Origin of the sequence: Actinomyces johnsonii (assembly GCF_006546835.1) — a bacterium.
Lineage (GTDB): Bacteria > Actinomycetota > Actinomycetes > Actinomycetales > Actinomycetaceae > Actinomyces > Actinomyces johnsonii.
Window position 1 is genome coordinate 1 of record NZ_VICB01000002.1, and the last position, 1,462, is coordinate 1,462.

At 70.9% G+C, this 1,462-nt stretch carries 1 protein-coding gene; it reads right to left on the bottom strand.

What is annotated here, in order from left to right; translation table 11 throughout:
- Positions 1–7 precede the first annotated feature (7 nt).
- Positions 8–1,276 (bottom strand): IS30 family transposase, encoded by a 1,269-nt coding sequence (locus FK256_RS00695; protein WP_170197881.1) that lies wholly within the window; start codon positions 1,274–1,276, stop codon positions 8–10.
- Positions 1,277–1,462: the final 186 nt, after the last annotated feature.

Sequence of the window (1,462 nt, forward strand, 5' to 3'; positions counted from 1 at the left end):
GGTGGGGTCAGGTGGTGTTTGCACCGTTGATGATGTCGTTGAGTTTCTCAGTTGGGGTCTGTCCGTTCAAGACGATGCGGGGTCGGCGGTTGAGGCGGTCCTGGATGGCTTGGATCTGGGTGTCGGTGATGGTGGTGAAGCTGGTGCCCTTGGGGAGGTAGTCGCGGATCAGGCGGTTGGTGTTCTCGTTGGTGGGGCGCTGCCAGGGGCTGTGGGGGTCGGCGAAGTAGACCGGGATGTCGGTGGCGGCGGTGAAGGCGGCGTGCTGGGCCATCTCGCTTCCCTGGTCCCAGGTGATCGAGGCCCTTACGGCCCGGGGCAGGTCAGCGACCATGGTCTGCAAGGCGGTGGTGACGGTCTGGGAGTCGTGGCCGGCGCCCAGGCGGTGTATGAGCACGAAGCGGCTGGTGCGTTCCACCAGGGTGATCAGGGCGCTGCGCCCGCCGGCGCCGATGACCAGGTCGCCCTCCCAGTGGCCCGGTACGGCCCGGTCAGCGGCCTGGGGCGGGCGCACACTGATCTGGGCTCCCTCGATCCAGGGGCGGTTGGATCTGCGGGGCAGGCCGGCCAGTGGTGAGCGGGGCAGGCGCCGGGTGCGTCCTGAGCGCAGGGCCTTGTCCACCCGCAGCTGCTGGCGCAGGCTCCCGGCGCCCTGGACGTAGAGGGCCTGGTAGATCTGCTCATGGGAGATGCGCATGGACTCATTGTCGGGGTGGGCCCAGCGCAGGCGCGCGCTGATCTGGCGGGGGCTGGCCCCGTCCTCGAGCAGGGCCACCACCTCGGCGCGCAGGGCGGGATCGGTGTCGAGCCTCCTGGCCTTGGGGCGGGCCAGGCGCTCCTGGGCCGCCGCCGAGGCTCCCGGGGCCCGGTAGACCTCGTCAGGGCCGGTGTTGCGGGCGATCTCCCGTGAGACGGTCTGACGGCACCGCCCCAAGGAGCGGGCGATGGCGGCGGCCGACTCCCCACGGGCCCGGCCCTGAGCGATCAGGACCCGCTCGGCGTCGCTGACGCGCTGCCCGCGCCCGACCCGCCCTGAGCAGGCCGACACCGACCAGTCTCTACGCCCCGACGAGTGTCTTGATGAGCGTCTTGATGCTGTTGCTGCACTCTCCACGGCCTGATCGTGCCAGTACCGCCTCGCGGTATCCCGGGTCACCCCGGCCGCGGCTCCCGCCCGGGTCAGGGATGCCCCGGCCAGGACGGCCTGAACGACCTTGGCGCGTCTGGCCTGGTCGGACTGGACAGTCCCGCCCTTGGGGCCGCCTACCAGCTCCACCCCCGCCTCCTGGCACCACCGGCTCACCGTCCCACGCCGATACCCCAGAACCCGAGCCACCGCCGAAGCCGACTCACCAGCCACCACACGCGCCACCGCATCCCGACGCACACCCTGACCAACCCCAGTCCCAGACACAAAACACCCCTCCCACGAGCGGTGCATCCACCACCAGACCCCACCCCA